At 60.4% G+C, this 26120-nt stretch carries 22 protein-coding genes and 1 pseudogene; 17 read left to right on the top strand and 6 right to left on the bottom strand.

Features of this window, described 5'->3' with window-relative positions:
- Positions 1-137: 137 nt before the first annotated feature.
- Together argA and PSH84_RS27285 are read left to right on the top strand one after the other, a co-directional pair.
- Positions 138-1436 (top strand): amino-acid N-acetyltransferase, encoded by a 1299-nt coding sequence (gene argA, locus PSH84_RS27290; protein ID WP_122567475.1) that lies wholly within the window; start codon positions 138-140, stop codon positions 1434-1436.
- Between the two features lie 474 nt (positions 1437-1910).
- Positions 1911-3239: an OprD family outer membrane porin gene (locus PSH84_RS27285; protein ID WP_122567474.1), complete on the top strand. Its 1329-nt coding sequence runs from the start codon at positions 1911-1913 to the stop codon at positions 3237-3239.
- 83 nt (positions 3240-3322) lie between these two features.
- Here the strand turns inward: PSH84_RS27285 and hepT are convergent, their stop codons facing one another.
- Both hepT and mntA read right to left on the bottom strand, forming a co-directional pair.
- The gene (hepT, locus tag PSH84_RS27280) at positions 3323-3751 is read right to left on the bottom strand and encodes a type VII toxin-antitoxin system HepT family RNase toxin (protein ID WP_305468783.1); all 429 of its coding nucleotides are present in this window, start codon (positions 3749-3751) and stop codon (positions 3323-3325) included.
- Positions 3741-4136 (bottom strand): type VII toxin-antitoxin system MntA family adenylyltransferase antitoxin, encoded by a 396-nt coding sequence (gene mntA, locus PSH84_RS27275; protein ID WP_122567472.1) that lies wholly within the window; start codon positions 4134-4136, stop codon positions 3741-3743. Before mntA ends, hepT begins: the two co-directional genes overlap by 11 nt.
- 336 nt (positions 4137-4472) lie before the next feature.
- On the opposite strand from mntA, the gene PSH84_RS27270 reads away from it, so the two are divergent.
- The 7 genes from PSH84_RS27270 to PSH84_RS27240 all read left to right on the top strand — a co-directional run bounded on the left by PSH84_RS27270 (position 4473) and on the right by PSH84_RS27240 (position 10084).
- Entirely contained in the window at positions 4473-5111 is a 639-nt protein-coding gene (locus tag PSH84_RS27270) for a peroxiredoxin (RefSeq protein WP_024617266.1), read from the top strand.
- Positions 5112-5427: 316 nt separating this feature from the next.
- Positions 5428-6021: an NADPH-dependent FMN reductase gene (gene ssuE / locus PSH84_RS27265; protein ID WP_305482044.1), complete on the top strand. Its 594-nt coding sequence runs from the start codon at positions 5428-5430 to the stop codon at positions 6019-6021.
- 90 nt (positions 6022-6111) lie between these two features.
- Positions 6112-7077 carry a sulfonate ABC transporter substrate-binding protein gene (locus PSH84_RS27260; RefSeq protein ID WP_305482043.1) on the top strand — a complete coding sequence of 322 codons (966 nt, stop codon included), beginning with the start codon at positions 6112-6114 and terminating at the stop codon, positions 7075-7077.
- A gap of 24 nt (positions 7078-7101) precedes the next feature.
- Positions 7102-8250, top strand: a complete 1149-nt coding sequence (gene ssuD / locus PSH84_RS27255) for an FMNH2-dependent alkanesulfonate monooxygenase (protein ID WP_018610594.1) — start codon at positions 7102-7104, stop codon at positions 8248-8250.
- A 7-nt stretch (positions 8251-8257) separates the two neighbouring features.
- Complete coding sequence (ssuC, locus tag PSH84_RS27250; RefSeq protein WP_122567469.1) at positions 8258-9040, top strand: aliphatic sulfonate ABC transporter permease SsuC; 783 nt, start codon at positions 8258-8260, stop codon at positions 9038-9040.
- Positions 9037-9843, top strand: a complete 807-nt coding sequence (ssuB, locus tag PSH84_RS27245) for an aliphatic sulfonates ABC transporter ATP-binding protein (protein WP_122567468.1) — start codon at positions 9037-9039, stop codon at positions 9841-9843. Before ssuC ends, ssuB begins: the two co-directional genes overlap by 4 nt.
- Positions 9844-9868: 25 nt before the next feature.
- Positions 9869-10084, top strand: a complete 216-nt coding sequence (locus PSH84_RS27240; RefSeq protein ID WP_003177394.1) for a TOBE domain-containing protein — start codon at positions 9869-9871, stop codon at positions 10082-10084.
- 128 nt (positions 10085-10212) lie between these two features.
- On the opposite strand, the gene PSH84_RS27235 is transcribed toward PSH84_RS27240, so the two are convergent.
- Positions 10213-10848, bottom strand: a complete 636-nt coding sequence (locus PSH84_RS27235; protein ID WP_122567467.1) for a TetR/AcrR family transcriptional regulator — start codon at positions 10846-10848, stop codon at positions 10213-10215.
- Between the two features lie 244 nt (positions 10849-11092).
- A complete protein-coding gene (locus PSH84_RS27230; RefSeq protein WP_025216023.1) occupies positions 11093-12469 on the bottom strand; it encodes a glutamine synthetase family protein in 1377 nt (458 codons plus the stop codon).
- Between the two features lie 278 nt (positions 12470-12747).
- Here PSH84_RS27230 and PSH84_RS27225 point away from each other — a divergent pair, with 278 nt between their 5' ends.
- From PSH84_RS27225 to PSH84_RS27190, 8 genes and pseudogenes are all read left to right on the top strand, one after another.
- Complete coding sequence (locus PSH84_RS27225) at positions 12748-13524, top strand: gamma-glutamyl-gamma-aminobutyrate hydrolase family protein (RefSeq protein ID WP_305482042.1); 777 nt, start codon at positions 12748-12750, stop codon at positions 13522-13524.
- A gap of 40 nt (positions 13525-13564) precedes the next feature.
- The gene (locus PSH84_RS27220; protein ID WP_053126367.1) at positions 13565-14923 is read left to right on the top strand and encodes a glutamine synthetase family protein; all 1359 of its coding nucleotides are present in this window, start codon (positions 13565-13567) and stop codon (positions 14921-14923) included.
- A gap of 58 nt (positions 14924-14981) precedes the next feature.
- Positions 14982-16346 carry an aspartate aminotransferase family protein gene (locus tag PSH84_RS27215; RefSeq protein ID WP_122567465.1) on the top strand — a complete coding sequence of 455 codons (1365 nt, stop codon included), beginning with the start codon at positions 14982-14984 and terminating at the stop codon, positions 16344-16346.
- Between the two features lie 181 nt (positions 16347-16527).
- The gene (locus PSH84_RS27210) at positions 16528-17625 is read left to right on the top strand and encodes a polyamine ABC transporter substrate-binding protein (protein ID WP_122567464.1); all 1098 of its coding nucleotides are present in this window, start codon (positions 16528-16530) and stop codon (positions 17623-17625) included.
- 183 nt (positions 17626-17808) lie between these two features.
- Positions 17809-18908: pseudogene (locus PSH84_RS27205) on the top strand (polyamine ABC transporter substrate-binding protein).
- 59 nt (positions 18909-18967) lie between these two features.
- Positions 18968-20110 carry an ABC transporter ATP-binding protein gene (locus PSH84_RS27200; RefSeq protein ID WP_122567462.1) on the top strand — a complete coding sequence of 381 codons (1143 nt, stop codon included), beginning with the start codon at positions 18968-18970 and terminating at the stop codon, positions 20108-20110.
- Positions 20107-21027 (top strand): ABC transporter permease subunit, encoded by a 921-nt coding sequence (locus PSH84_RS27195; protein ID WP_122567461.1) that lies wholly within the window; start codon positions 20107-20109, stop codon positions 21025-21027. The genes PSH84_RS27200 and PSH84_RS27195 overlap by 4 nt, the downstream gene beginning before the upstream one ends.
- Positions 21024-21911 carry an ABC transporter permease subunit gene (locus PSH84_RS27190; RefSeq protein ID WP_122567460.1) on the top strand — a complete coding sequence of 296 codons (888 nt, stop codon included), beginning with the start codon at positions 21024-21026 and terminating at the stop codon, positions 21909-21911. Before PSH84_RS27195 ends, PSH84_RS27190 begins: the two co-directional genes overlap by 4 nt.
- A 1018-nt stretch (positions 21912-22929) precedes the next feature.
- On the opposite strand, the gene PSH84_RS27185 is transcribed toward PSH84_RS27190, so the two are convergent.
- Both PSH84_RS27185 and PSH84_RS27180 read right to left on the bottom strand, forming a co-directional pair.
- A complete protein-coding gene (locus PSH84_RS27185) occupies positions 22930-23271 on the bottom strand; it encodes a carboxymuconolactone decarboxylase family protein (protein WP_014340738.1) in 342 nt (113 codons plus the stop codon).
- A gap of 105 nt (positions 23272-23376) precedes the next feature.
- Complete coding sequence (locus tag PSH84_RS27180; RefSeq protein ID WP_305468779.1) at positions 23377-25782, bottom strand: penicillin acylase family protein; 2406 nt, start codon at positions 25780-25782, stop codon at positions 23377-23379.
- Between the last annotated feature and the right edge of the window lie 338 nt (positions 25783-26120).

Raw genomic sequence — 26120 nt, 5'->3', positions numbered from 1 at the left:
TGCGCCCTTGCGGGCCCGTATTCATCACATGAGGAGAGCGCGCGTGTCGCCAAGCCTGTTCCGACGATAACCACCAGCCCCGTTGTGCGTTCTGTTTCGTCTTTGTTTTGGCTGTTATTTATTACAGGTCCAGGTTCATGCCCGAATACGTCAATTGGCTTCGCCACGCTTCGCCCTACATCAATGCCCACCGCGATTGCACCTTCATCGTCATGCTGCCCGGCGACGGGGTGGAACACCCGAATTTCGGCAATATCGTCCATGACCTGGTGCTGCTGCACAGCCTCGGCGTGCGCCTGGTGCTGGTCCATGGTTCGCGTCCGCAGATCGAGACCCGCCTCGCTGCACGGGGCCTGACGCCCCATTACCACCACGGCATGCGTATCACCGATGCGGCGACCCTGGAGTGCGTGATCGACGCGGTCGGCCAGTTGCGCATCGCCATCGAGGCACGCCTGTCCATGGACATGGCCTCTTCGCCCATGCAGGGCTCGCGGTTGCGGGTCGCCAGCGGCAACCTGGTCACCGCGCGTCCCATCGGTGTGCTCGAAGGCGTGGATTATCACCACACCGGTGAAGTGCGTCGGGTCGATCGCAAGGGCATCAATCGCCTGCTGGACGAGCGTTCCATCGTGCTGCTGTCGCCGTTGGGTTATTCGCCCACCGGAGAGATCTTCAACCTGGCCTGTGAAGACGTCGCCACCCGGGCGGCCATCGACCTGGCCGCCGACAAGCTGCTGCTGTTCGGTGCCGAGCAGGGGCTGATCGGCGAGGATGGACGGCTGGTGCGCGAATTGCGCCCGCAACAGGTCCCCGGCCACATGCAACGCCTGGGCAGCGACTATCAGGCCGAACTGCTGGATGCGGCGGCCCAGGCCTGTCGTGGCGGCGTCGCCCGTAGCCATATCGTCAGCTATGCCGAGGACGGCGCGCTGCTGGCTGAACTGTTCACCCGCGATGGCAGCGGCACCTTGGTGGCCCAGGAGCAATTCGAAGTGGTGCGCGAAGCGGCCATCGAAGATGTCGGCGGCCTGCTGGACCTGATCAGTCCGCTGGAAGAGCAGGGGATTCTGGTGCGTCGCTCCCGCGAGGTGCTGGAGCGCGAGATCGAACAGTTCAGCGTGGTCGAGCGCGAAGGCATGATCATCGCCTGCGCGGCGCTGTACCAGATCGCCGACTCGGATGCCGGGGAACTGGCCTGCCTGGCGGTGAACCCGGAATACCGCCACGGTGGCCGGGGCGATGAGCTGCTGGAGCGCATCGAAACCCGGGCCCGTGCCCAAGGGCTCAAGACGCTGTTCGTCCTTACGACCCGCACTGCCCACTGGTTCCGCGAACGCGGTTTCGAGCCCAGCAGCGTCGACCGCCTGCCGGCGGCGCGGGCGTCGCTCTACAACTATCAGCGTAATTCGAAAATCTTCGAAAAATCCTTGTAGGACAGCCGTCGGAAACTTTGCGCTACCGCGATCTTCTTGATTTCAGACAATGAGCAGCTAGTCTGGAACACGTCAAGATCGCGGCATGCGCGCGCTGTCTTGAACAGGAATCGAAGGCGCAGGAGGCGCGCAAACAGATCTCGCCGCCAAGAATTCGCGGGTCTCGTAAATCCCCGACGAATCATCGTTCAGTAATTCTCTGCGTCGCCGATAAGGCATGTCACGGCCTGATGGTGCTGTGATGGCACTCATATGTCGAAACGAGCTGAAAACTGTTGAAACAATTCTTTTTGGGATTATAAAGAATCCATTATCCTGCGGGCCGGTGTAGAGGGGTTAGACCATAGTCGTAGCCATAAATGCTTACGATTGACTTGTCAGTCACGGTCTGGCGCTAATCGCGCATCCGCGGATTCCGGGCGTTCGATCCGGAGCCAAAGAGACACAAGAATTAGAAAACGAGAGGAGCGAAGCATGAACAAGTCCACCTTGGCCCTGGCCGTGGCCGTTGGGGTTCTGGCGCAGCAGGCAGGCGCCGCGGGGTTTATCGAAGACAGCAAGGCGTCTGTCAGTTCTCGTACGTTGTATTTCAATGACGATTTTCGCGAAGGCACTACCAATGACCAACGTGAGACGGCTACTGGTCTGAAGTTCGACTACAAGTCCGGCTTCACTCAAGGTGTCGTTGGTTTTGGTATCGATGCTCAGGCACTGGTGGGTATTCATCTCGATGGCGGCAAAGGTCATCACCCGGATAACAACACCTTTGTTCCAAGCGAGACCAACGGTTCGGCCGTGGATAACTGGAGTCGCCTGTCCGGTAACGTAAAGGCGCTTTTCTCCAAGACCGAGGCTCACGTAGGTGGTGCACTGGCGCCTAACCTGCCGATCCTGGTTGCCAGTGATGGTCGTCTGCTGCCGCAAACGTTTGAAGGTGGCACCATCACCTCCAAGGAAATCGACGGTGTGACCTTCAACGCTGGTCAATTGGAACACGCCGTTGGCCGCGCCGGAACTAACAGCACCGGCTTGTCGGTGAACGGCGCCAGCGAGGACAGCAACCAGTTCCGCTACGGCGGCGCCGACTGGAAAGTCACCAAAGACCTGACTTTGCAGTACTACTACGCCAACCTGCAGGATTTCTATAAACAGCACTTCCTGGGCGCGGTACACGTTTTCCCGATCAGCGAAGGCCAGTCGTTCAAGACTGACCTGCGTTACTTCGACAGCAGCTCGGATGGCCGTAACGGTGAAGCGGGCTATCAGTTCAACAACAATGGTGGCTATTTCAAAGAACGGGGTGTGGTCGACAACAAGACCTGGAGCGCCATGTTCACCTATACCCTGGGTGGCAGCGCATTCCTGTTGGGTCACCAGCAAGTCGGTGATGACGGTGGCTTCGTCTACCTGAACCAGGGCGGCCTGCTCAATGACAGCGGTCGCAACGAAGGGGCTGGTGGTTCGAGCTTCTACTTGTTCACCGACAGCATGATCCATCAGTTCATTCGTGCGGGTGAGAACACCACCTTCGGTCAATACTCGTATGATTTCGCTGGATTGGGCGTTCCAGGCCTGAAGGCAGCGATTGCCTATCTGCACGGCGACGACATCAAGTCGGCTACCGGCGGCAGCGACACGTCCGAGTGGGAACGTGACATGCGTCTGGACTACGTTGTCCAGCAAGGTCCGCTCAAAGGCTTCGGTACTACCCTGCGTCATGGTTCCTACCGTGGCAGCAGCACCGGTATTGCCGACCGTGATCAGACCCGCCTGATCTTCAACTACACTTACAACTTCATGTAAGACGTAGCGAAGTAAAAAAGCCCCGCCCGGCAACACGCCGGGCGGGGCTTTTGCATTTTTGGCTCAACGAGCCGGATATCGCTTTATTCCTTGGACTCCGTCGCGTCCTTGCGCAGGATGAACGCGCTGAACGCCAGGAAGTCCCCCAGGTGCTGGGTAATGATCGCGACCATGATCGGCAATTGCAGGGCTTGGTAGTCATGCACGGCGATATTCCTGAAACCCACCATGTTCTTCAGGTTTTTCACCAAACCTTCTTCCACCCAGCTACTTTGGAAAAGCAACTCGAACACATCCCGGGAGCTTTGCGGGATACCCAATCGCTCACGTCGAATCAAATGCTGTCCCATATCCAGTGCCGCTTCACACGCACGCTGGATGTTCAGGACTGCCGAATCCTGGCGAGTGAAATCGGTGGCAAACGTAGCGGGATCTTTCTCGTACTCCTCCCGCACCCTGGCGACGCAACGCTCGATACTCGCTGCTTTATTGATCAGTACGTCATCGGCCATACACGCTGCCTTCTTCCTGAATATCCTTGAGCAACCCCGCCCGAGCCTCATCGAGAGCGGTTTTTTCGCTGAGAATAAAACACTCGAACAACCCCGCCTGTACGTCTCTGGCCCAGAGCCTCTGGCCTCGGGTCACAATCTGGTATTGCATGACGGTTGTTGCCCCGCGTAAATCAATCAGATCCACCGGACTGCCCGCGATATCCGCCAGATCACCTGAAAGCTGCCATAACGACACTGGATCGACTTCACCGGACAAAAGCACAGCCAAATCGACATCGCTGTCAGGCCCGGCGGTGCCCTGTGCATGGCTACCGAACAGGTAAACCGCCAGCAGTCCAGGGAGATGGTTTTGCAGATGAGTCAGCAAGGCTTGAGTGTTCATGTTGCCTATCCTAGCCGCTCGTCCTGAAATCGCGTCAATAATTTCCGCAGTGTGGGTACAAAACAAAAAAAGCCCCGCCCGGCAACACGCCGGGCGGGGCTTATACGTTTTCGAGTCAGGCCCACCCCTGTAGCCCTCCTCGAAACTTCTCCTCTTTTCAGCAACTCGAGGCCTTCTCGAACCTCGTTGACGATCTTGTGCCGGTATGCGGAATGGCGCCAGTGAACAGTTTTTTATATTCACTAATGATCTAGATAAATGGATATTCATTCTTTTTAATGCAATCGAAACCGGTGCAAAGTTGGGCTCACAACAACCTCATCCAGGAGCCGCACCATGAGCCTCAGACTTGGCGACATCGCCCCCGATTTCGAACAGGATTCCAGCGCCGGCAAGATTCGCTTTCACGAATGGCTCGGCGACAGCTGGGGTGTGCTGTTTTCCCACCCGGCGGACTTCACGCCGGTGTGCACCACCGAGCTAGGCCTGACCGCCAAGCTCAAGGACGAGTTCGCCCAGCGCGGGGTCAAGGCCATTGCGCTCTCGGTGGACCCGGTGGACTCGCACCACAAGTGGATCGAGGACATCAACGAGACCCAGAACGCCGTGGTCAATTTTCCGATCCTGGCCGATGCCGACCGCAAGGTGTCGGACCTGTACGACCTGATTCACCCCAACGCCAGCGACACCTTGACCGTGCGCTCACTGTTCGTGATCGATCCGAACAAGAAGATTCGCTTGACCATCACTTACCCGGCCAGCACCGGGCGCAATTTCAACGAGATCCTGAGGGTGATCGATTCCCTGCAACTGACCGACAACTACAAAGTCGCCACCCCGGCCAACTGGCAGGACGGTGATGAAGTGGTGATCGTGCCGTCGCTCAAGGATGAAGAGGAACTCAAGCAGCGCTTTCCCAAGGGCTACCGCGCCGTGAAACCCTACCTGCGCCTTACCCCGCAGCCCAATCGCTGAGACAAAACCTGGTCCTGGACCTGAACCTGTGGGAGCGAGCTTGCTCGCGATAGCAGTCTATCCGACACATTAATGTTGGCTGACACACCGCTATCGCGAGCAAGCTCGCTCCCACAGGGGGATTACTGTGCACCAAGGGTTTTCGGCCGTTCCGACGGCCTTTTTTTATGCCCCGAATAAAGTCATACGTATATCTCTATATGGAATAATCAAATGAATAAATATGATTTAAAGATATATAAATCCCCTGTTATGGTTTGACCCATACAGCGAGATCGCGCCGCGAATCGCACGTGACAGTTAAGGAAGGGTAGGCATGTTGGTCGTCTCACTCGGTGGCAGTCCCAGCCAACGCTCCCGCTCCGGGGTGCTGCTGGAGCGGTCGCAACGCTGGTTGCAGCAACAAGGTGTGGAAGTGGTGAGTTATCAGGTGCGCGATTTCCCGGCCGAAGACTTGCTCCATGCCCGTTTCGACAGCCCGAAGGTGGTCGACCTGCTCCAGCAGATCGAAAATGCCGACGGTCTGCTGATTGCCACGCCGGTGTACAAGGCGTCTTTTTCCGGCGCGTTGAAGACCTTGCTGGACCTGCTGCCGGAACGGGCCTTGGCCCATAAAGTGGTGCTGCCGATGGCAACCGGCGGCAGCATCGCCCATATGCTGGCAGTGGACTACGCCCTCAAGCCGGTGTTGTCGGCGCTCAAGGCCCAGGAAATGCTCCATGGGATCTTTGCCGAAGACAGCCAGATCGCCTACGGCGAAGGCAGTGCCCAGGCGCAATTGGCGCCGGCCTTGCAACAGCGCCTGGAAGAGGCGCTGGAACAGTTTTTCAGCGCCATGGCCCGTCGGCCCAGGCCGCTGGACCCCAATGTATTGAACGAACGTTTGCTGAGTGCTCGCTGGAGCATTTGAACCCGAACACCCCTGATTCACCTCACCTTACTCAGCCGCCAACGGCCCAGCAGGTGCAGCCAAAACCCCACAGCAAAAAGGAGAGGCGCCATGCGCACTGTCATTTTGCGTCGCGGGCTGGTCGCTCTGTTTGCTGCGGCTGTGTCCTTCGGCGTCATCGCTCAAGCTCAAGCCGAGACCTTGCGGATCGGTTATCAGAAATACGGCACTCTGGTGCTGCTCAAGGCCAAGGGCTCATTGGAAAAACGTCTCGCCGCCCAAGGCGTGGATGTGCAATGGACTGAATTTCCCGGCGGCCCGCAGTTGCTGGAAGGCTTGAACGTCGGTTCCATCGACTTCGGCGTGACCGGTGAAACCCCGCCGGTGTTTGCCCAGGCCGCGGGCGCCGACCTGCTCTATGTTGCTTACGAACCACCGGCGCCCACCAGCGAAGCCATCCTTGTGCCCAAAGGCTCGGCCATCCAATCGGTGCAAGACCTCAAGGGCAAGAAAGTCGCGCTGAACAAAGGCTCCAACGTCCATTACCTGCTGGTGCGGGCGCTGGAAGACGCCGGCCTCAAGTATGCCGATATCCAGACCGTTTTCCTGCCGCCGGCTGACGCCCGTGCCGCGTTCGAACGGGGCAGTGTGGACGCCTGGGTGATCTGGGACCCGTACCAGGCTGCCGCCGAACAACAGTTGCAGGCACGCACCCTGCGTGACGGCAAAGGCATCGTCGATAACCACCAGTTCTACCTCGCCACCAAACCTTATGCGCAAAAGAATCCCCAGGTCATTACCGCCCTGGTGGAAGAAGTGCGCGCGGTGGGGGAGTGGTCCAAGGCCAACCCTGAAGACGTGACCCAGCAGGTATCGCCGCTGCTCGGCCTGCCGGCGGACATCACCCTGACGTCGGTGAAACGCCAAGGCTACGGGGCGCTGTTCCTCACGCCGGAAGTGGTGGCGGCGCAGCAAAAAATCGCCGACAGCTTCTACCAGCTCAAATTGATTCCCAAGCCCTTGAGCATCAAGGACGTGATCTGGACGCCGCCGGCGGCCGTTGCGAACGCGCAGTAATTCGATCCCTTAGGAGACCACTCCATGAGCCTCAATATTTTCTGGTTCCTGCCTACCCACGGCGACGGCCATTACCTTGGCACTGCCGAAGGCGCCCGCGCCGTCGATCACGGTTATTTGCAGCAGGTCGCCCAAGCGGCGGACCGCCTGGGTTTCGGCGGCGTGTTGATCCCCACCGGGCGTTCCTGCGAGGATTCGTGGCTGGTGGCCGCTTCGTTGATTCCGGTGACCCAGCGCCTGAAATTCCTCGTCGCCCTGCGTCCCGGGATTATTTCGCCGACGGTGGCGGCACGCCAGGCCGCGACCCTCGACCGGTTGTCCGGCGGACGGGCGTTGTTCAACCTGGTGACCGGCGGCGACCCGGACGAACTGGCCGGCGATGGCTTGTTCCTCGACCACGAACAACGCTACCAGGCCTCAGTGGAATTCACCCGGATCTGGCGCCGAGTGCTGGAAGGCGAAACCGTGGATTACGACGGTGAACACATCAGTGTGAAGGGCGCCAAGCTGCTCTATCCGCCGATCCAGCAACCGCGTCCGCCGCTGTATTTCGGCGGCTCGTCGGAAGCCGCCCAGGACCTGGCGGCCGAGCAAGTGGAAATGGTGCTGACCTGGGGTGAGCCGCCCGCCGCCGTAGCGCAGAAGATCGAACAAGTGCGCGCCAAGGCCGCGAAGCTCGGCCGCACCGTGCGCTTCGGCATCCGTCTGCATGTGATCGTGCGCGAAACCAACGCCGAAGCCTGGCAAGCAGCCGACCGGCTGATTTCCCACCTGGACGACGACACCATCGCCCGTGCCCAGGCGTCCCTGGCGCGCTTCGATTCGGTGGGCCAGCAACGCATGGCCGCCCTGCACGGTGGCCGTCGCGACAAGCTGGAAGTCAGCCCCAACCTCTGGGCCGGTGTCGGCCTGGTGCGCGGCGGTGCCGGTACCGCACTGGTGGGCGATGGCCCGACCGTGGCGGCGCGGGTCAAGGAGTACGCCGATCTTGGCATCGACACCTTCATCTTCTCCGGTTATCCCCACCTGGAAGAGTCTTATCGCGTGGCGGAACTGTTGTTCCCACACCTGGACGTGGAGCGTCCGGAGCTGCCGAAAAGCCAGGGTTATGTGAGCCCGTTCGGTGAAATGGTCGCCAACGACATCCTGCCCAAAGCCGCGTCCCAGAGCTGAGGCGGCCATGAAGAAAATTATCCACAACCTCGCGCCCTGGGCAGTGCCGCTGCTGTTGCTGGCGGTCTGGCAACTGTCGGTGTCGGCCGGTTGGTTGTCCACGCGGATCCTGCCGGCACCCGTGGCGGTGATCGAAGCTGGGGTGAACCTGGTGCGCAGCGGCGAGATCTGGACGCACCTGGCCATCAGCGGTTGGCGGGCGGCGGTGGGTTTCCTGATCGGTGGCGGCATCGGCCTGGCCCTGGGCTTTATCACCGGTTTGTCGAAATGGGGCGAACGCCTGTTGGACAGCTCCGTGCAGATGGTGCGGAACGTGCCGCACCTGGCGCTGATTCCGCTGGTGATCCTGTGGTTTGGCATCGATGAGTCGGCGAAGATTTTCCTGGTGGCCCTGGGCACGTTGTTTCCCATCTACCTCAACACCTACCACGGGATTCGCAACGTCGACCCGGCGCTGGTGGAAATGTCCCGCAGCTACGGCTTGTCTGGCTTGCGCCTGTTTCGTCAGGTGATCCTGCCGGGCGCCTTGCCTTCGATCCTGGTGGGCGTGCGCTTTGCCCTGGGTTTCATGTGGCTGACGCTGATCGTTGCGGAAACCATCTCCGCCAGTTCCGGCATCGGTTACCTGGCGATGAATGCCCGGGAGTTCCTGCAAACCGATGTGGTGGTATTGGCGATTCTTCTGTACGCCGTGCTGGGCAAATTGGCCGACCTGGCCGCTCGCGGGCTTGAGCGGGTCTGGCTGCGCTGGCACCCGGCGTACCAAGTGAGCAAGGGAGGTGTGGCATGACCGCCCAACAACCTCCGCGCCTGCTGCGTGGCATTCCGCTGGCGGTGCGCAAGCTGCAAAAAACCTTCGGCACGCGCCAGGTATTGCGCGACATCGACCTGCATATCCCGGCCGGGCAATTCGTGGCCGTGGTCGGTCGCAGCGGCTGTGGCAAAAGTACCTTGCTGCGTTTGCTGGCTGGCCTCGATCAGCCCACCGGTGGACAGTTGCTGGCCGGTTCTGCGTCGTTGAGCGATGCACGGGAAGACACGCGGTTGATGTTCCAGGAAGCGCGTTTGCTGCCCTGGAAAAAAATCATCGACAACGTCGGTCTCGGGCTCAGGGGCAATTGGCGCCCGCAGGCGTTGCAGGCACTGGAAGCGGTGGGCCTGGCCGACCGCGCCCATGAGTGGCCGGCGGCGCTGTCCGGCGGCCAGAAGCAACGGGTGGCCCTGGCTCGCGCGTTGATCCATCAGCCACGCCTGTTGCTGCTCGACGAACCCTTGGGAGCGCTGGACGCCCTGACCCGTATCGAGATGCAGCAACTGATCGAAAACCTCTGGCGGCAACACGGTTTCACGGTGTTGCTGGTGACCCACGACGTCAGCGAAGCGGTGGCGATTGCCGATCGGGTGATCCTGATCGAGGACGGTCAGATCGGCCTCGACCTGGCCATCGCCCTGCCGCGTCCACGGGTTCGCGGCTCTCATCGCCTGGCGAGCCTGGAAACCGAAGTCCTCAACCGTGTGCTGTCCTTGCCCGGCCAACCGCCGGAACCCGAACCCGTTTCACCCTTGCCCACGCAATTGCGTTGGGCTCAATAACTTCATCCAGACAGGAATCGACACCATGACTATCAAAGCCATCAACGTACGCAACCAGTTCAAAGGCACCATCAAGGAAATCGTCGAAGGCGACGTGCTGTCGGAAATCGACGTGCAGACCGCTTCCGGCATCGTCACGTCGGTCATCACTACCCGCTCGGTCAAGGAGCTGGAGCTGGCGATCGGCAGTGAAGTGATCGCCTTCGTCAAATCCACTGAGGTGTCTATCGCCAAGTTGTGAAGGATGTTTCACCCACAGCCCCGGACGGCGTGAGCCCTTCGGGGTTCTTTTTGGTGGCCGGTGAATACGCTTGGTGAGGTTAGAAGGGGGCCTTTGTGGCGAGGGGATAAATCCCCTCGCCACAGGGGTCAGGGGGCTTCACGCTTGGGGAGATACGGCGGCAGATACAGTCCCAGGTACGCATCGAACACCCGCATGCCTTCTTCGGCCATGCGCGGGGTGATCTGGCCGTGCTGTTGTATCGAGCGGGCGTAGACGCGGTCGCCCAGTTCCATGGCCAGGGCGAACACGTCGACGTCTTTAGGCAAGGGCGGCAGGGCGAAATGGTGGTCGAATACCTTGTGCATCAAGTCACTCAGCTCAAGGTCGTGCTGGCGGTCGGCCTGGGTGACTTCGGTCAGGCCGTGCTGGGCCAGGATCAGCTGGCGAGCGGCGGCGTCCTGGCTGTAGATGGCGAGCATGCGCTGTTCCACCAGCCGTGACAGGTCGTGCCAGTGGTTCAGCGCTGCATGATCGATCGGTGCTTGCAGGCCCGCGCGAAAGGCGGCGTGGACATCGGCGGTCAGGGCTTCGAGCAGGGCCGGGACGCTGGCGAAGAAATGGTACACGGAAGAGGGCGGGATCCCGGCGCGCTCGGCGACGCTGTAGATCGACAGGCTGGCCACGCCTTCGGCGGCAAGCAGTGTACGGGCGGCATCGAGAATGGTGTCGATCCGGGCCTGGCTGCGTGCGCGGGGTTTGCGGGGTGCGGCGATGCGTGTCATGAAGCTCTCCTGCGGGGCTGCCGGGCATTGTACGAGTCGGGTCCGGTGTTGTCTTCCCGGCCGCCATCGCGAGCAAGCTCGCTCCCACATTGGGTGTGTGCTGACCCTCAAATCATGTGCACCGCAAATCCCCTGTGGGAGCTGAGCTTGCTCGCGATCCGCCGAAGGCGGCCATTCAACCAGCATCCATAAAAAAACGCCGCAGGCCATAAGGCCTGCGGCGTTTCTTTTTTACCGCAACCGCTTACACGGTATGCAGGTACCAGTTGTATTCGAGGTCGGAGATGGAGTGTTCGAACTCCTCCAGCTCACTTTCCTTACAGGCCACGAAGATATCGATGTATTTCGGATCGATGTACTTGGCCATGACTTCACTGTCGTCGAGCTCGCGCAGTGCATCGCGCAAGTTGTTCGGCAGGCTTTGCTCGTTCTGCTCGTAGCTGTTGCCTTCCACCGGCGCACCGGGCTCGATCTTGTTGACCAGGCCATGGTGCACACCCGCCAACACTGCCGCCATCAGCAGGTAGGGGTTGGCATCGGCGCCGGCGACGCGGTGTTCCAGACGCACGGCATCGGCCGAGCCGGTGGGCACGCGCAAGGCCACGGTGCGGTTGTCCAGGCCCCAGGTCGGCGAGTTCGGCACGTAGAACTGTGCGCCGAAACGACGGTAGGAGTTGACGTTCGGGCAGAGGAAAGCCATCTGCGCGGGCAGGGTCTCGAGCACACCGCCGATCGCGTGACGCAGTGCGGCGTTCTGCTCGGGATCCTCGCTGGCAAAGATATTCTTGCCGTCTTTATCCAGAATCGAAATGTGGACGTGCAACCCATTGCCCGCCTGGCCCGGATACGGCTTGGCCATGAAGGTGGTGTCCATTTCATGGTCGTAGGCGATGTTCTTGATCAGGCGCTTGAGCAGGACCGCGTAGTCGCACGCCTTGATCGGATCGGCCACGTGGTGCAGGTTCACTTCGAACTGCGCCGGGGCACTTTCCTTGACGATGGCGTCGGCGGGAATGCCTTGCTCCTTGGCCCCTTCCAGAATGTCCTGGAGGCAATCGACGTATTCGTCGAGGTCATCGATCAGGTAGACCTGTGTCGAATGCGGGCGTTTGCCGGAAATCGGCGAGCGAGGCGGTTGTGGGCGTCCATTCACGTTTTCCTGGTCGATCAGGTAGAACTCCAACTCGAATGCGGCGCAGATGGTCAGACCCAGTTCATCGAACTTGGTCACGACCTGTCGCAGGACTTCACGCGGGTCGGCGAAGAAAGGTTCGCCTTCGAGTTCGTGCATGGTCATCAACAGTTGCGCAGTAGGGCGCTTCTGCCAAGGCTCGTTGCACAGGGTGTCAGGGATTGGATAACAGATTCGGTCAGCATCACCGATGTCCAGGCCCAGGCCGGTGCTTTCCACCGTAGAGCCATTGATATCCAGAGCAAATAAAGAGGCCGGCAGGTTGATGCCTTTCTCGTAAACCTTGTGGAGGCTGGTGCGTTCTATGCGCTTGCCGCGCACCACACCATTCATATCCGCAATCAGAAGGTCAACGTACAGAACCTCAGGATGTTCCTTAAGGAACGCGTTCGCTTCGTTAAGCTGAACGGCACGCGGGGGTACCGACATGATGCAACACCTTTGTTGTTAAAAATATCAATCATTGATCTCTTCGAAAGCCAGTCAACCCGAACGGCATGCCGAAGTCAAGCAGGGCCTTTTTTGCCCTAAAAAAGCACCTGCAGGGCTTTTTTGAGGCAATTTAGGGCGTTTTTTTCCCTTTAAGGGCCTTGGCGCCCGCAGGCTTGAGCGGGCCGTGTTGTATTTTTTACGGGGGTGTTGTGTAAAAAAATGAACAAGGCTAAGCTCGATTCAAACCCATAACAGCAATAATACCGGGGTGCTTCATGTCTCGCCTGCCGTTAATCGGCGTCACCACCTGCTCCAAGCAGATGGGTCTGCATGCTTATCACGCCAGTGGCGATAAATATTCCCGGGCTGTCGCGACAGCCGCCAAGGGCTTGCCAGTGCTGCTCCCGTCCTTGGCGGATCTGTTCGCGCCGTCCGATATTCTGGACGCCCTGGACGGTATTCTCTTTACCGGCTCTCCTTCCAATGTAGAACCTTTTCACTACCAGGGCCCAGCCAGCGCGCCGGGCACTGCCCATGATCCTGCACGGGACGCCACCACCCTGCCGCTGATCCGCGCCGCTGTCGCGGCGGGCGTCCCGGTGCTGGGCATCTGCCGTGGTTTCCAGGAGATGAACGTAGCCTTTGGCGGCAGCCTGCATCAGAAGGTTCATGAAGTGGGAACGTTTATCGATCATCGTGAAGACGATACTCAAGCGGTGGACGTCCAATACGGTCCTGCCCACACCGTGCATATCCAGCCTGGCGGCGTACTGGCAGGCCTGGGGTTGCCTCAATGGATAGACGTCAACTCGATCCACAGCCAGGGTATCGAGCGCCTGGCACCTGGCTTGCGGGCCGAAGCGGTGGCGCCGGACGGCCTGATCGAGGCTATTTCGGTATTAAAAGGCAAGGCTTTTGCTTTAGGTGTGCAATGGCACCCTGAATGGGAGGTAAGCTCTAACCCGCACTACCTTGCGATTTTCCAGGCATTTGGCGATGCCTGCCGCGCAAGGGCAACACAACGCGACGCGGATGCGTCAAACAACGCCTGACGACTAATAGCAGTCAGGAAACTCACGCCTAGAGGCATTTATGAGTAACAACCTCGACCAGCTCACCGATTGGTTGAAAGACCACAAGATCACAGAAGTCGAATGCATGATTGGCGACCTGACCGGTATCACCCGGGGCAAGATCTCGCCGACCAACAAGTTCATCGCCGAGAAAGGCATGCGTCTGCCCGAGAGCGTTCTGCTCCAGACCGTTACGGGCGACTATGTCGAAGACGACATCTATTACGAACTGCTCGACCCGGCTGACATCGACATGATCTGCCGCCCGGACGAGAACGCCGTATTCCTTGTGCCATGGGCCATCGAGCCCACCGCCCAGGTCATCCACGACGCCTACGACAAGCAGGGCAACCCCATCGAGCTGTCGCCGCGCAACGTGCTCAAGAAAGTGCTCAAGCTCTACGCCGACAAAGGCTGGCAGCCCATCGTCGCGCCGGAAATGGAGTTCTACCTGACCAAACGCAGCGACGATCCGGACTTTCCGCTGCAACCGCCCATTGGTCGCTCCGGCCGCCCGGAAACCGGTCGCCAGTCTTTCTCGATCGAAGCGGCCAACGAATTCGACCCGCTGTTCGAAGACGTCTACGACTGGTGCGAGTTGCAGGAACTGGACCTCGATACCCTGATCCACGAGGACGGCACGGCGCAGATGGAAATCAATTTCCGTCATGGCGATGCCCTGTCCCTGGCCGACCAGATCCTGGTGTTCAAGCGCACCATGCGCGAGGCGGCACTCAAGCACGACGTGGCGGCCACGTTCATGGCCAAGCCCATGACCGGCGAGCCGGGCAGCGCGATGCACTTGCACCAGAGCATCATCGACAAGGAAACCGGCAAGAACGTCTTCTCCAATGAAGACGGGACCATGAGCGATCTGTTCCTGCACCACATCGGCGGCCTGCAGAAGTTCATCCCCGAGCTGTTGCCGCTGTTCGCCCCCAACGTCAACTCGTTCCGCCGCTTCCTGCCGGACACCTCGGCACCGGTGAACGTGGAGTGGGGCGAAGAGAACCGCACCGTGGGCCTGCGCGTGCCGGATGCTGGGCCGCAGAACCGTCGGGTGGAAAACCGCTTGCCGGGCGCCGACGCCAACCCGTATCTGGCGATTGCCGCCAGCCTGCTGTGCGGCTTCATCGGCATGGTCGAGGGCATCAGCCCGAGCGCGCCGGTGGTGGGCCGTGGCTACGAACGCCGCAACCTGCGTTTGCCGCTGACCATCGAAGACGCCCTGGAACGCATGGAAAACAGCACCACCATCGAGAAATACCTGGGCAAGAAATTCATCACAGGCTACGTCGCGGTCAAGCGGGCCGAGCATGAAAACTTCAAGCGCGTCATCAGTTCGTGGGAGCGGGAATTCCTGCTCTTTGCCGTCTGAAGCGCCGGGCGGAGCTGCTTAAGGCAGCTTCGCCCTCACCGATCACAGGAGAATTCGCATGACCCGCAATAACCCGCAAACCCGTGAATGGCAGGCCCTGAGCAACGATCACCACCTGGCGCCGTTCAGCGATTTCAAGCAGCTCAAAGAGAAAGGCCCGCGCATCATTACTCACGCCAAGGGCGTCTACCTCTGGGACAGTGAAGGCAACAAGATCCTCGACGGTATGGCCGGCCTCTGGTGCGTGGCCGTCGGTTATGGCCGCGACGAACTGGCCGACGCCGCCAGCCAACAGATGCGCGAACTGCCGTACTACAACCTGTTCTTCCAGACGGCCCACCCGCCGGTGCTGGAATTGTCCAAAGCCATCGCCGACATCGCCCCTGAAGGCATGAATCATGTGTTCTTCACCGGCTCCGGCTCCGAGGGCAACGACACCATGTTGCGCATGGTCCGCCACTATTGGGCGATCAAGGGCCAGCCGAACAAGAAAGTCATCATCAGCCGCAAGAACGGTTATCACGGTTCGACCGTCGCCGGCGCGAGCCTGGGCGGCATGACCTATATGCACGAGCAGGGCGACCTGCCGATCCCGGGCATCGTCCACATCGCCCAGCCTTACTGGTTCGGCGAAGGCGGCGACATGAGCCCCGAAGAGTTCGGCGTGTGGGCGGCCAACCAGTTGGAAGAAAAGATCCTGGAGATCGGCGTGGACAACGTCGGTGCCTTCATCGCCGAGCCGATCCAGGGCGCCGGTGGCGTAATCGTGCCGCCGGACAGCTACTGGCCGCGCATGAAGGAAATCCTCGCCAAGTACGACATTCTGTTCGTGGCCGATGAAGTGATCTGTGGCTTCGGCCGTACCGGTGAGTGGTTCGGTACCGATCATTACGGGTTGAAACCGCACATGATGACCATCGCCAAGGGCCTGACCTCTGGCTACATCCCCATGGGCGGGTTGATCGTGCGCGACGACGTGGTCGCGGTGCTCAACGAAGGCGGTGACTTCAACCACGGGTTTACCTACTCCGGTCACCCGGTGGCCGCGGCGGTGGCCCTGGAAAACATCCGCATCCTGCGCGACGAGAAGATCATCGAGCGTGTCCACAGCGAAACGGCACCCTATTTGCAGAAGCGTTTGCGGGAACTGAACGATCATCCGCTGGTGGGTGAAGTACGCGGGGTCGGTTTGCTGGGGGCGATCGAACTGGTCCAGGACAAGGCCACGCGCAAGCGCTACGAAGGCAAGGGCGTGGGCATGATCTGCCGGCAGTTCTGTTTCGATAACGGGCTGATCATGCGCGCGGTGGGCGACACCATGATCATTGCGCCGCCGCTGGTGATCAGCAAGGCCGAGATCGATGAGCTGGTGACCAAGGCGCGGCAGTGTCTGGACCTGACCCTCAATGCATTGCAAGGCTAAGTGCTAGGCTCTGAGCGAGGTGCCTGCAAGGGCCTCGCCCAGCGTAAACAAAAGGCTGGGCTTGTGTTGAAAGCCTGGCCTGTAACTTGCCAGACTACCCGCTGTTCAAGTTGCCCGCGAGCCGGCTGCTGAACGTGGCTAAAAAGAATAACTGGAGCATCAATCCATGAAGGCATTAGGTATGAAGATAGCTGGCAAGACCCTCCTCGCCATGTCCCTGATGGGCGTGATGGCGGGCGCCGTCCAGGCGGACGACAAAGTGCTGCATGTCTATAACTGGTCCGACTACATTGCGCCGGACACCGTCGCCAAGTTCGAGAAAGCAACGGGGATCAAAGTCGTCTACGACGTGTTCGACAGCAACGAAACCCTGGAAGCCAAGTTGCTGGCCGGCAAGTCCGGTTATGACATCGTGGTGCCGTCGAACAATTTCCTGGCCAAGCAGATCAAGGCCGGCGTCTACCAGGAACTGGACAAGTCCAAGCTGCCGAACTGGAAGAACCTGGACACCGACCTGCTCAAGGCTGTCGGCGATGCCAGCGACCAGGGCAACAAACACGCCTTCCCTTATATGTGGGGCACCATCGGCATCGGTTACAACCCCGAGAAGGTCAAGGCCGCATTGGGCGTCGACAAGATCGACTCCTGGGACACCCTGCTCAAGCCCGAGAACATCGCCAAGCTCAAGAGCTGCGGCGTAAGTTTCCTCGATTCGCCAACCGAAATGATTCCGGTGGCCCTGCATTACCTTGGCTACCCGACCGACAGCCAGGACAAGAAGCAATTGGCCGAGGCCGAAGCACTGTTCCTCAAGTTGCGTCCATCGATCGGTTACTTCCACTCGTCCAAATACATTTCCGACCTGGCCAACGGCAACATCTGCGTCGCCGTGGGCTATTCGGGTGATATCGAGCAATCCAAGAGCCGAGCTGCCGAGGCTGGCGGCAAAGTGAAAGTGGCCTACACCATTCCCAAGGAAGGTGCCGGTTCGTTCTACGACATGGTCGCCATTCCCAAGGATGCCGAAAACGTCGAGGCCGCTTATAAGTGGATGAACTTCATCATGCAGCCGGAAATCATGGCGGAGATCACCGACAACGTGCGTTTCCCTAACGGTAACAAGGCCGCCACCGCTTTGGTGGACAAGGAAATCTCCGGCGACCCGAGCATTTATCCATCGGATGAAGTGAAGGCCAAGCTGTACGCCATCGCTGACCTGCCGTCGGCAACCCAGCGGATCCTGACCCGCAGCTGGACCAAGATCAAATCCGGTAAATAAGCCGGCCTGAAGCATCCTCCTGTTGTTGCTGGCATCGCGGCGGCGGCAACAGGAGCATTCAATAACTAAAAGTTTTGCGGGATCGGTTTATCGAGGGTAAGTTGCGCGCCGGTTTTGTTGCAGGGCCCATCGTGGCCAAGTAACGGGGGCAACTTGGGCCCAACTATTTAAGAGGACCTCCACGTGCCAGTCTTTTCTTTGTTACGCAACGCCTTGCTGGTCGGTGCCGGCCTGACGCTCGCTGTCAGCGTCCAGGCCGCCTCCACCGTGCATATTTATAATTGGTCGGACTACATTGGCGAGACCACCCTGGCGGATTTCGAAAAAGCCACGGGCATCAAGCCGGTGTATGACGTGTTCGACTCCAACGAAACCCTGGAAGGCAAGTTGCTGGCCGGGCGCACCGGTTACGACGTGGTCGTGCCGTCCAACCACTTCCTGGGCAAGCAGATCAAGGCCGGGGCGTTCCAGAAGCTCGACAAGGCGCAGTTGCCCAACTACGCCAACCTCGACCCTGTGCTGCTCAAGCGCCTGGAAAAGAACGACCCGGGCAACCAGTACGCCGTGCCTTACCTGTGGGGCACTAACGGCATCGGCTATAACGTCGAGAAGATCAAGGCGGTCCTGGGCGTCGACAAGATCGATTCGTGGGCCATGTTGTTCGAGCCGGAAAACATCAAGAAGTTGTCCAGCTGCGGCGTTTCGTTCCTCGACTCGGGCGACGAAATGATCCCGGCGATGCTCAACTACCTGGGCCTGAACCCCAACAGCGAAGACCCTGAAGACTACAAGAAGGCCGAGGCGCAGTTGCTCAAGATCCGGCCTTACGTGACCTACTTCAACTCCTCCAAGTACATCTCCGATCTGGCCAATGGCGAGATCTGCGTGGCGGCCGGTTTCTCTACGGCGACATCTTCCAGGCCCGCGAACGTGCCAGTGAAGCCGGCAAGGGCGTCGATATCGCCTACGTGATTCCCAAGGAAGGCGGCAACCTCTGGTTCGACATGCTGGCGATCCCGCGTGACGCCACTAACGTCAAGCAAGCGCATGCCTTCATCAACTATGTGCTCAAGCCTGAGGTCATCGCCCAAGTCAGCGACGTTGTCGGTTATGCCAACCCGAACCCGAAGGCTGGCGAACTGATGGACCAGAAAGTACGCACCGATGAAGCGGTTTATCCACCGCAAGCGGTCGTCGACAAGCTCTATGTCAACTCCGAGTTGCCGCCCAAGATCCAACGACTCATGACCCGCAGCTGGACCAAGGTCAAGTCGGGTAAATAACCTCAACACCCTTGTTCGTCCGCGTGGGGCGAACTGCAAATTTTGTGGGAGTTTCGTAAATGGCAGTTGCCTCCGGCGCCTATAAGAAAGCCCTCGAGGGCGACCAGACACCCAAACAGGTGCTGGTCAAAATCGACCGGGTCACGAAGAAGTTCGACGAGACGATTGCCGTGGACGATGTGTCCCTGGAAATCAAGAAAGGCGAGATCTTCGCCTTGCTCGGCGGTTCGGGATCGGGCAAATCCACCTTGCTGCGCATGCTGGCCGGTTTCGAGCGGCCCACCGAGGGACGGATTTTCCTCGACGGTGTGGACATCACCGACATGCCGCCCTATGAGCGGCCGATCAACATGATGTTCCAGTCCTACGCCTTGTTCCCGCACATGACCGTGGCGCAGAACATCGCCTTCGGCCTGCAACAGGACAAGATCCCGAAGGCCGAGATCGATGCCCGCGTGGCGGAGATGCTCAAACTGGTGCAGATGAGCCAGTACGCCAAGCGCAAGCCGCACCAGCTCTCCGGCGGCCAGCGCCAGCGTGTGGCCCTGGCCCGTTCCCTGGCCAAGCGGCCGAAGCTGTTGCTGCTCGACGAGCCGATGGGCGCGCTGGACAAGAAGCTGCGCTCGCAGATGCAGCTGGAGTTGGTGGAGATCATCGAGCGGGTCGGCGTGACCTGCGTCATGGTGACTCACGACCAGGAAGAGGCCATGACCATGGCCGAACGCATCGCGATCATGCACCTGGGCTGGATCGCCCAGATCGGCAGCCCAATCGACATCTACGAAACCCCGACCAGCCGGCTGGTCTGCGAGTTCATCGGCAACGTCAACATCTTCGAGACCGAAGTGGTGGATGACGCCGAAGGCCACGCGGTGCTGACGTGCAAGGACCTGGACCGCAACATCTACGTTGGCCACGGCATCAGCACCTCGGTGCAGGACAAGTCCGTGACCTACGCCATTCGCCCGGAAAAACTGTTGGTTACGTCCGAGCAGCCGACCTGCGAGCACAACTGGTCCAGCGGCAAGGTCCATGACATCGCCTACCTGGGCGGCCACTCGGTGTTCTACGTCGAGCTGCCGAGCGGCAAGTTGGTGCAATCCTTCGTCGCCAACGCCGAACGCCGTGGCCAGCGTCCGACCTGGGGCGACCAGGTATTCGTCTGGTGGGAAGACGACAGCGGCGTGGTACTTCGCTCATGAACATGCGCAAATTCAAACGCCGACTTGATCGAATAACGCCCGGTGGCCGCCAACTGGTCATCGGGGTGCCTTTCATCTGGCTGTTCCTGTTCTTCATGCTGCCGTTCTTCATCGTCTTGAAGATCAGCTTCGCCGAAGCCGACGTGGCCATCCCGCCGTACACCGAGATCTACAGCTACGTCGACCAGAAGCTGCAGGTGCTGCTCAACCTCGCCAACTACGCGATGCTGAGCGAGGACGAGTTGTACATCGCTGCCTACCTTGGCTCGCTGAAGATGGCCCTGATCAGCACGGCCTTGTGCCTGTTGATCGGCTACCCGATGGCCTATGGCATCGCCAACGCCCGCAAAGAGATGCAGACGGTGCTGGTACTGCTGATCATGATGCCCACCTGGACCGCGATCCTGATCCGCGTCTATGCGTGGATGGGCATCCTCAGCAACAACGGCTTGCTCAACGGCTTTTTGTTGAGCATGGGCTGGATCAGCGAACCGCTGCAGATCCTCAACACCAACCTGGCGGTGTATATCGGGGTCGTCTACTCCTATCTGCCGTTCATGATCCTGCCGTTGTACGCCAACTTGGTAAAACATGACGCCAGCCTGTTGGAAGCCGCGTCGGACCTGGGTTCGAGCACCTTCAACAGCTTCTGGAAAATCACCGTGCCGCTGTCCAAGAACGGCATCATCGCCGGCTGCATGCTCGTGTTCATCCCCGTGGTGGGCGAGTTCGTGATCCCGGAACTGCTGGGTGGCCCGGAAACCCTGATGATCGGCAAAGTGCTGTGGCAGGAATTCTTCAATAACCGAGACTGGCCGGTGGCTTCCGCCCTGGCGGTGGTGATGCTGGCGATCCTGATCGTGCCCATCATCCTGTTCAACCGCAGTCAGGCCAAAGAAATGGAGGGCAAGGAATGAAGCGCTTCAGTTTTTCAAGCCTGATGCTGGTGCTGGGTTTGCTGTTTATCTACGCGCCGATGCTGATCCTGGTGATCTACTCGTTCAACGCCTCGAAGCTGGTGACGGTGTGGGGCGGCTGGTCGATCAAGTGGTACGTCGGCCTGCTGGACAACAGCCAGTTGATGGGCTCGGTGATGCGCTCGCTGGAAATCGCCTGCTACACGGCGATTGCCGCGGTGGCCCTGGGTACGCTGGCGGCTTTCGTGTTGACCCGCATCACCCACTTCAAGGGCCGCACGCTGTTCGGTGGCTTGGTCACCGCGCCGCTGGTGATGCCGGAAGTGATCACCGGTCTGTCGCTGTTGCTGCTGTTCGTGGCCATGGCGCAGATGATCGGCTGGCCCCAGGAGCGTGGCATCGTCACGATCTGGATCGCCCACACTACGTTCTGCGCGGCCTATGTGGCGGTGGTGGTCTCGGCACGCTTGCGTGAGTTGGACCTGTCCATCGAAGAGGCGGCCATGGACCTCGGTGCGCGGCCGTGGAAGGTGTTCTTCCTGATCACCATCCCGATGATCGCGCCGTCGCTGGCGGCGGGGGGCATGATGTCGTTCGCCTTGTCCCTGGATGACCTGGTGCTGGCGAGCTTCGTTTCCGGCCCTGGCTCGACGACCTTGCCGATGGAAGTGTTCTCGGCCGTGCGCCTGGGGGTCAAACCGGAAATCAACGCCGTGGCGAGCCTGATCCTGCTGGCGGTGTCGCTGGTGACCTTCCTGGTCTGGTATTTCAGCCGCCGCGCCGAAGAAAATCGCAAGCGCGCGATCCAGCAAGCCATCGAAGAAAGCGCCGCCGACTCCTGGAAACAACCGCAAGTCCGCCGGGCCGAGACCGCACCGGTCTAACCCGACACTGGCGCCAAATGTGGGAGCGGGCTTGCTCGCGAAGACGGAAGTACATTCAACATTCATGTTGGCTGATACACCGCTATCGCGAGCAAGCCCGCTCCCACAGGTTTTTTGGGGCACCTGCAAATCCGCGGTCGAACGCAAATCCCATTGTGGGAGCGAGCTTGCTCGCGATAGCGGTGTGTCAGTCGACGAAGAGGTTGAAGGTCAGTCCGCCATCGCGAGCAAGCTCGCTCCCACAGGTTTTTTGGGGCGCCTGCAAATCCGCGGTCGAACACAGATCCCATTGTGGGAGCGAGCTTGCTCGCGATAGCGGTGTGTCAGTCGACGAAGAGGTTGAAGGTCAGTCCGCCATCGCGAGCAAGCTCGCTCCCACAGGTTTTTTGGGGCGCCTGCAAATCCGCGGTCGAACGCAAATCCCATTGTGGGAGCGAGCTTGCTCGCGATAGCGGTGTGACAGTCGACGAAGAGGTTGAAGGTCAGTCCGCCATCGCGAGCAAGCTCGTCCCCACAGGTTTTTTGGGGCGCCTGCAAATCCGCGGTCAAACACAGATCCCATTGTGGGAGCGAGCCTGCTCGCGATAGCGGTGTGTCAGTCGACGAAGAGGTTGAAGGTCAGTCCGTCATCGCGAGCAAGCCCGCTCCCACAGGTTTTTTGGGGCGCCTGCAAATCCGCAGTCGAACGCAAATCCCATTGTGGGAGCGAGCTTGCTCGCGATAGCGGTGTGACAGTCGACGAAGAGGTTGAAGGTCAGTCCGCCATCGCGAGCAAGCCCGCTCCCACAGGTTTTTTGGGGCGCCTGCAAATCCGCGGTCGAACGCAGATCCCATTGTGGGAGCGAGCTTGCTCGCGATAGCGGTGTGACAGTCGACGAAGAGGTTGAAGGTCAGTCCGCCATCGCGAGCAAGCTCGCTCCCACAGGTTTTTTGGGGCGCCTGCAAATCCGCGGTCGAACGCAAATCCCATTGTGGGAGTGAGCTTGCTCGCGATAGCGGTGGGCGGGTTATTCGCCGCTCACTTCTTCAACGCGTCATGGGCCTCCAGGGCTCGCAGGGAGTAGATGTACGCCGCGCCGGCATTCAGTGACACGGCGGTGGCCAGGGTGGCGGCGATTTCTTCGCGGGTGGCGCCGGCCTTGATGGCGGCGTCGGTGTGTACGCCGATGCAGCCGTCACAGCGGGTGGTGATGGCGACGGCGATGGAGATCAGTTCGCGGGTCTTGGCATCGAGCACATTGTTCTCAGCCGCGGCTTCGTCCAGGGCCATGTAGGCCTTGACCATCTTCGGATTGCTTTTGCCCAGGGCGCCAAAGGCGCTCTTGATGGTGGGCAGCAGCTCGGACCAGTTATTGAACATAGCATTGACTCCTGTGGAAGAGGCGGGGGGAATGAGCCCCTGTAGTCTTGACCATCCATGACGATCAAGCCCGGTTAACGATGGAAAAAGACCTGCGCGTCCGATTCAGGGCGCCCTGGCCGGCAACAGCTTCAAGGTGCCATGGGTATTGGCCGTCACTTCCTCCTCGGCCAGGTGCGCCTGGTGATACAGCCCCTCGATGTACGCCTCGGCCTGATCCTCGTAATGCTTGTCGAACGGTACGCCGCTCTGGCCAACGGGGTTGATGGTGACGCTGTGGCTCGGGTCGGCGAAGTCGATGATGCGCCGGGTCGAAGGCCCATAGGTCACCGGCCACGGCGCCGGGCCGATTTTGGCGGAGAGGTTGTTGGGCACTTCATGGGTGCCCGGCGCGGCGAACGGGCCGACGTTGAAGATCCGGTCCAGTGGTTTCTGCAGCCCCAGCGGGTGGCCGTGGGTCAAGGTGTGGGCCTTGCCCCATCGCCATTGCGTGGCGTCTTCGCCGAGGGTGGCCTTCAGGTGGGCGAGGCTCTTGTCCCAGGCCTTTTTCACGGTATCGGCACGGGTTTCCGTGCCGAGGGTCGTGCGGTCATCCCACCATGGTGAATCCTCGGAGGCCGCGAGGCGTGGCAGGGCTGCGTCGATCACCCGGGTCGACAGAGCGGTCTCGAAGAACCCATCGCCCAGTTCATCGTGCAGGGCGGCGTCGGCCAGGTTGAACAGGAACTGGTTGAACAGCGTGGCGCTGATGGAGTCCAGGGGATAATCGCCCGGCCATTGGGCCAGTTGCTCCACCCATTTGCGTTGCTGTGGGTCGCTGACCACTTCACGCAGCACCGGCAGTAAAGGCGCGAGCAGGCGAGGGCCGTAGGCGGTGGTGGTGCCCAGTTGCAGTTTCTGGGTAGCTTCCAGGTCCCACTTCGCCTGCTTGTCGCTGAGCTGACGGTTGAGTTGCTGGCCACGGTCGGCGAGGTTGTAGTAACCGGGAATCTCGATGCCGCTGGCCGGCACCGGCTGGAAATTGGCCGAAATGATGTAGCCCCGCGCCGGATTCTCTTCCTGGGGATTGCTACTGAACGGATAGAAGCCTTCCTTTTCCGCCTCCGGGCTACTGCCATCGAGGATGAACCCGGGCTTCACGCCGACTGGACGTTTGGGCAATTGCGCCGCGGCCCACCAGCCGATATCGCCCTTGGCGTTGGCCCACACCACGTTCAACCCGGGGGCGTGGATATTGGCCGAGGCGCCACGCGCCTTGGCCAGGGTATCGGCGCGGTTGAGCTGGTAAAAGGCGTCGAGGATCGGGTTGCGACTTTCCAGGAACCCCCACCACATGGCGACCGGGGTCTTGCCGGCGTTCGCACCGAGGGCATCGTTGACGATCGGACCGTGGGGCGACTGGCGCAGCACCAGCGTCACCGGTGCCTGGCCCTTGACCGCGATCTGCTGCTCGCTGCGAGCCATGTCGACCCATTTGTCGCGGTACCAGACCTGCTCGGGATTGTCCGGGTTGACCTTCTCGGCGATCAGGTCCAGGTCGTCGTTCTGGAACATGGTGACGCTCCAGCCGAAATCCTTGTTCATGCCCAGCGTCGCAAAGGGCAGCAGCGCCTGGTACTGCCCGTAGAGTTCGAAACCCGGAGCCGACAGATGCGCCTCGTACCACACCGACGGCGCGGAAAAGCGGATGTGCGGATCGCCCGCCAGCAACGGCTTGCCGCTGCGGGTACGGCTGCCGGCAACCGCCCAGGCGTTGCTGCCCTCGAATTGCGGCAGACCGTTTTCGGCCAGGGCTTGCTCGCTCAGGCGGGCCAGGGCGTTGAGGTCTTTCCAGTCGGCGGCGGCCAATGGCAGGCCAGTCTTGCGACCTTCGTCCAGCACGCCCTGGGGCTGCCAGTCGAGGTCGAAGATGTTCAGGTACTCGGCACCCAGTTGATCGCGCACATAGGTCAACAGGGGTTCGGTGCGAAAGGCGGCGGCAAAGCTGTAGGCCATGTAGCCGGTGATGCTCACGGTGTCTTCAGCAGTGAAGGGACGCTTGGGAATGCCCAGCACATCGAACTCCACGGGCCGGGTGTGGCTGTCCTGGTAGGCATTGATCCCGTTCAGGTACGCTTGCATGGCGATCCAGGCCGGGGATTGCGGATCTTGCTCGGTCACATAGGCCGCGGCGCGCTCGCTGATGCGCAGGCTGCGCATCAGCTTGTCGGTGTCCAGCAGCTTTGGCCCCAGTACCTCGGCCAACTCGCCCCGGGCCAGACGGCGCATGAGCTCCATTTGAAACAGCCGGTCCTGGGCATGGACATAACCGAGGGCGCGGTACAGGTCGGTTTCGTTTTCGGCGCGGATATGCGGCACACCGCGTTCGTCGTAGCGCACTGTCACCGAGCCCTGCAGCCCTTGCAACTGCATCGTGCCCTGGCGGGTGGGCTGCTTGCTGTAGAGGTAGCCGCCCGCGACGATGATCGCGGTGACGATCAATGACAGGAAGGCGATGAGGGTGCGTTTCATGGTGAGTCCTTATTCTGGTGACAGCGGTTCCATGGCCTCGCTGTTGATTCCCTGTTTAGCATACGGCTGCTTCCCGGCGCATCGTCCGTCGGAGGGATTTTCTCCAAGTCGCCTCGCGGGCGGGAGTATAGGCGGTGGAAAGTCTCGGGCAGCGACCGGGTTTTGGAGGCCGGCGCCGCGAGTCGGGAGGCTATCGTCGATCGGCGCGGCAATCACGTCGGCCGTCGTCGAAGCGCAAAGGGATGTGAGTCGGCGTGTGTCGCGAGGGCCGGCCACAGGAGGCTCCTGCGACCGGCGTAGCTAGAAGGGCGGTTTCAACCGGTGATCGTCAAGCCAGC

The sequence above is a fragment of the Pseudomonas beijingensis genome, assembly GCF_030687295.1.
GTDB lineage: Bacteria > Pseudomonadota > Gammaproteobacteria > Pseudomonadales > Pseudomonadaceae > Aquipseudomonas > Aquipseudomonas beijingensis.
Note: the sequence above shows the minus strand (reverse complement) of the source record. Positions and strands in the feature narration are given on the sequence as shown.

Excerpts from the sequence above, each read along its gene's own strand:
- ssuB (WP_122567468.1), top strand. The coding sequence starts at position 9,037 with ATGACCGCCCAACAACCTCCGCGCCTGCTGCGTGGCATTCCGCTGGCG.
- PSH84_RS27285 (WP_122567474.1), top strand. The coding sequence starts at position 1,911 with ATGAACAAGTCCACCTTGGCCCTGGCCGTGGCCGTTGGGGTTCTGGCG.
- PSH84_RS27180 (WP_305468779.1), bottom strand. The coding sequence starts at position 25,782 with ATGAAACGCACCCTCATCGCCTTCCTGTCATTGATCGTCACCGCGATC.
- PSH84_RS27225 (WP_305482042.1), top strand. The coding sequence starts at position 12,748 with ATGTCTCGCCTGCCGTTAATCGGCGTCACCACCTGCTCCAAGCAGATG.
- PSH84_RS27235 (WP_122567467.1), bottom strand. The coding sequence starts at position 10,848 with ATGACACGCATCGCCGCACCCCGCAAACCCCGCGCACGCAGCCAGGCC.
- PSH84_RS27185 (WP_014340738.1), bottom strand. The coding sequence starts at position 23,271 with ATGTTCAATAACTGGTCCGAGCTGCTGCCCACCATCAAGAGCGCCTTT.
- PSH84_RS27230 (WP_025216023.1), bottom strand. The coding sequence starts at position 12,469 with ATGTCGGTACCCCCGCGTGCCGTTCAGCTTAACGAAGCGAACGCGTTC.
- PSH84_RS27190 (WP_122567460.1), top strand. The coding sequence starts at position 21,024 with ATGAAGCGCTTCAGTTTTTCAAGCCTGATGCTGGTGCTGGGTTTGCTG.
- PSH84_RS27210 (WP_122567464.1), top strand. The coding sequence starts at position 16,528 with ATGAAGATAGCTGGCAAGACCCTCCTCGCCATGTCCCTGATGGGCGTG.
- PSH84_RS27220 (WP_053126367.1), top strand. The coding sequence starts at position 13,565 with ATGAGTAACAACCTCGACCAGCTCACCGATTGGTTGAAAGACCACAAG.
- PSH84_RS27200 (WP_122567462.1), top strand. The coding sequence starts at position 18,968 with ATGGCAGTTGCCTCCGGCGCCTATAAGAAAGCCCTCGAGGGCGACCAG.
- PSH84_RS27270 (WP_024617266.1), top strand. The coding sequence starts at position 4,473 with ATGAGCCTCAGACTTGGCGACATCGCCCCCGATTTCGAACAGGATTCC.
- mntA (WP_122567472.1), bottom strand. The coding sequence starts at position 4,136 with ATGAACACTCAAGCCTTGCTGACTCATCTGCAAAACCATCTCCCTGGA.
- ssuE (WP_305482044.1), top strand. The coding sequence starts at position 5,428 with ATGTTGGTCGTCTCACTCGGTGGCAGTCCCAGCCAACGCTCCCGCTCC.
- PSH84_RS27260 (WP_305482043.1), top strand. The coding sequence starts at position 6,112 with ATGCGCACTGTCATTTTGCGTCGCGGGCTGGTCGCTCTGTTTGCTGCG.
- PSH84_RS27215 (WP_122567465.1), top strand. The coding sequence starts at position 14,982 with ATGACCCGCAATAACCCGCAAACCCGTGAATGGCAGGCCCTGAGCAAC.
- PSH84_RS27195 (WP_122567461.1), top strand. The coding sequence starts at position 20,107 with ATGAACATGCGCAAATTCAAACGCCGACTTGATCGAATAACGCCCGGT.
- hepT (WP_305468783.1), bottom strand. The coding sequence starts at position 3,751 with ATGGCCGATGACGTACTGATCAATAAAGCAGCGAGTATCGAGCGTTGC.
- PSH84_RS27240 (WP_003177394.1), top strand. The coding sequence starts at position 9,869 with ATGACTATCAAAGCCATCAACGTACGCAACCAGTTCAAAGGCACCATC.
- ssuD (WP_018610594.1), top strand. The coding sequence starts at position 7,102 with ATGAGCCTCAATATTTTCTGGTTCCTGCCTACCCACGGCGACGGCCAT.
- argA (WP_122567475.1), top strand. The coding sequence starts at position 138 with ATGCCCGAATACGTCAATTGGCTTCGCCACGCTTCGCCCTACATCAAT.
- ssuC (WP_122567469.1), top strand. The coding sequence starts at position 8,258 with ATGAAGAAAATTATCCACAACCTCGCGCCCTGGGCAGTGCCGCTGCTG.